Origin of the sequence: Bacillus bingmayongensis (genome assembly GCF_000299035.1) — a bacterium.
Taxonomy (GTDB): Bacteria; Bacillota; Bacilli; order Bacillales; family Bacillaceae_G; genus Bacillus_A; species Bacillus_A bingmayongensis.
Window position 1 is genome coordinate 1 of sequence record NZ_AKCS01000063.1, and the last position, 3375, is coordinate 3375.

The 3375-nt window shown below is 34.0% G+C and carries 3 protein-coding genes; 2 read left to right on the forward strand and 1 reads right to left on the reverse strand.

Annotated elements, in window-relative coordinates; translation table 11 throughout:
• Positions 1 to 216: 216 nt before the first annotated feature.
• Complete coding sequence (gene mobV, locus Y7E_RS0106700; RefSeq protein WP_017150519.1) at positions 217 to 1437, forward strand: MobV family relaxase; 1221 nt, start codon at positions 217 to 219, stop codon at positions 1435 to 1437.
• A 60-nt stretch (positions 1438 to 1497) separates the two neighbouring features.
• Here the strand turns inward: mobV and Y7E_RS0106705 are convergent, their stop codons facing one another.
• On the reverse strand, positions 1498 to 1941 hold the full coding sequence (locus tag Y7E_RS0106705) for a helix-turn-helix domain-containing protein (RefSeq protein WP_017150520.1): 444 nt from the start codon (positions 1939 to 1941) through the stop codon (positions 1498 to 1500).
• Between the two features lie 792 nt (positions 1942 to 2733).
• Between Y7E_RS0106705 and Y7E_RS0106710 the strand changes: the two genes are divergently transcribed.
• The gene (locus tag Y7E_RS0106710) at positions 2734 to 2931 is read left to right on the forward strand and encodes a hypothetical protein (RefSeq protein ID WP_017150521.1); all 198 of its coding nucleotides are present in this window, start codon (positions 2734 to 2736) and stop codon (positions 2929 to 2931) included.
• Positions 2932 to 3375: the final 444 nt, after the last annotated feature.

Consider the following 3375-nt stretch of genomic DNA (forward strand, 5'->3'; position numbering starts at 1 on the left):
GGGAAGAGTTCCCCAGTGGGTTTGGGCAAAGCCCAAGGTCTTATTCGGCGAAGCCGAACCCCCTCCTTAGGAGGCACACTCTTTACGATAGTAAAGTATAGTGTGCTATACTTTACATGGAAGTCCACCGAAAAACAGGAGAGAAGTATATATACTTTATAAAGTGGTCGAGAACAAAATAAAGAGAAAATTTAGGACAAGTTGAGGTGAGGATTCGTGAGTTTTGCCATTTGTAGAATGCAGAAATTTAAGATGCGAGATGTGAAAGGAATCCAGATTCATAATCAACGAGAAAAAGAAAGTCATACAAATCCTGATATTGAAAAAGAACAAAGTCATTTGAATTATGATTTACATAACGATCAGTACATTGATTATTTGAAAACAGTAAAAGAAAAGATTGAACAAAATGTAGAGACCAATCGAGCGATTCGAAAAGATGCAGTTGTGATGTGTGAATTTGTAGTAACGAGTGATAGAGAGTTTTTTGAACGTTTAAGTGAAGAGAATCCAGATTCTCAAAAAGAATTCTTTAAAGAAGCTTATAGCTTTCTTAAGGAACGATATGGAGAACAAAACATTGTACATGCAGCGGTACATTTGGATGAAAAGACGCCCCATATGCATGTAGGAATGGTTCCAGTGACGGAAGAAAAGAAGTTATCAGCGAAACAGATTTTTAACCGTAAAGAATTAGTTTCACTTCAGGATGATTTTCATGCTCATATGGTGGAGAAAGGCTTTGATTTAGAGCGCGGAGTATCGAGTGATAAAAAACATATTGAAACCGCACGTTTTAAAGCTTTGACGGCAAAAGAAGAGGTTCAAGTGTTACAAGATACACTTGTAGAAAAAGAGTTAGAAAAACAACAAATAGAGAAATCAATGCAGCAAATGCAAAATCGTTTAAATGTTTTAAAAAGAGCTGTTAAAGTAGGGAAACGAGTAGAAGAGATGCCTGTGAAAGAAAAAGGGGGTCTCATACGCTCTAAAACGGTCGAAATTGGCTTAGAAGATTTCCAAAGGATTAAAACCCTTGCAAAAGCATCAGAAGCCTTTAAAAGAGAAAATGAGACGTTGCAGAGGCAAAATCATGCATTGAAAGTGAATCATACAGATTTACATACAACTATAAAACGATTAGAGAAAGAGAAAAAAGAATTAGAGCCGTATAAAGCGAAATACGAGAGATTTCAAAAGTTATTTGCACAAATGCAGGAGTTTTATAGAGAACGAGTTCCTCAAGGGGTAGAGAAGTTTCAACAAATTGTAGGGTATTGCAAGAAGAAAGTGAACATCACTTTAAATCCATTTAGTAATACTCGATTTAGTGAAAATAATTTAACAGAACATGAAAGAAAAGGATATGATCTTGCTTCAAAAGGCTTGCAACCAAAAAGGAAAAATAGAAATAAAAACATAGATTTAGAACGATGAAAAAGACACCAAAAAGTACCCATAAAATTCATATTTGGGTACTTTTTGGGTTAACACCAACTATTTTATGATTTTAAGGTGTTTCACTTCTTTTCGAACTTGTTCTAAATTTTTATCTCGTCCTCTAAAAGCAAATGAGGGATCTAAACGATATGTATTAGAAGCACCTACTTTAGGACCTTTAACTAAAATTCCATGATTAGAAAGTTCTTTAATTGCTCTTGAAACATGGGGAGGTTTCATTCCTAATTCTTCAGCTATGTCTTTTTGTCTAATTCTTAACCAATTTTCATAATCTAGTTTTGATAATAGGATCATATAAACACGTAATGTTTCACCTTTTAAATTGAGTTTTGCAACATGTGTTAATCCTTCTTGAAACACCATGACCCAATCCCCCTTATAAACTTTTTTCTTTTTAGCTGGAGTTAATAAATATTGTTGGATTTCTCCTGTTTCTTCATCAGGTACTTCGATAAAGATATCTTTATCTAATGATGACATTACTTTTTAACCTCCCTCTATAGATAGTTACCGTATATGGTAACTATTATACATACCAAATATGGTAACATCAATACCAAATATGGTAACTATTAAGTTTAAAAAAACCTTACAAATAAAGGTTTTTTTAAACTCCCTTTGTGTCTTTTATAATAAGAGCTAAAAATCCCACTTGAAATTACACAATTTCAAGTGGGATTTTTAGCTCTTATTTCGCACTAGTGAACGTCATGTTTTATCAAAACATGACGTTCACAAAAACAAAAAAAATGAACATTAGGTTGTTCTTTCTATATCTATTAATGGGCTATCCACTTATCAATGGACAGGTAGTATTTTTGAGAAAAAATCTCTCAAAAATCTCCACCTTTTTCGCTACGCTTCACCATTGATAAGTGGATTTCGGCAGGTATAGGCATGTCGCCAAGCCGAACATACCAAAAACGAGGATTTAGGTTGTTCGACTTGAACTAGCAATTGTACCAGCCGAACCACCCAGTCTTATCGAGCCAAGCAGTCAGCTTTTTCTATATGTAGTTACGTTAAGTTCGTGGGGTTTAGCCCCCACACGACTAGCCAGCACTCACACCCAAAAACAAGGGGGACATATTTACATTATTCTAAGTATAATTATCCATTTAGATATACAGAGTATTCAGTTATTTTTTTCTAAAATATTACTCTGTTTACATATTAAGGTAAATATTTTACGTTTGAGAGGATAAGAAAAGCACCTGTACTCTTTTAAACAATAACCAAATTTTTATTAAACTTAGTAAGGAGGAATTGGTAATGAAAACAATAGTTTGTAAAGAATGTGGATCTTCTAATTTTAAAAAAGGTGTATTAGGTTCTGAGCAAGCCCATGTGTACGAGCCGAATAAAGTATCAATATTTAAAAAACATTCAAAATTACTTGTGGAATTTTGTTTAGATTGTGGGGAAGTTATATCATTTAAAGTTGAACAACCTGAGAAATTTAAAAGATAGTTTTAGTAAATTATCAAAACTACGAATTATTAATTTGTAATATTTTGTAATTATTGGAGAAATATTTAATTTATTGTATATATTTTCAATATTTCGTAGTCTTAGTTTGTTAGTAAAAAAACTAAGGGATGTGATGTTATGAAGAAAGATGGAACGGATGAGCTAAAGAAAGCACTCATTTAGAGTGTTTTTTTTATTAGAATTAAAGAGAGTTAATGAGGAACTAGATAAGAGGTAGTTGTTTGTGTTGGTCAATCAAAACGGACCTAGCGAAGCGAAGGGAGTATTTGACTTGACCAACTGAACGATACCCGAACCCTCTTGGCATTGAACAAACTATCGTTTGTTCCTGCCAACCGGCGAGGGAGCCCCTCAAGGATTGAGGGGTTGGGGAGTTCGATTGAGGGGGTCTGGGGAAGAGTTCCCCAGTGGGTTTGGGCAAAG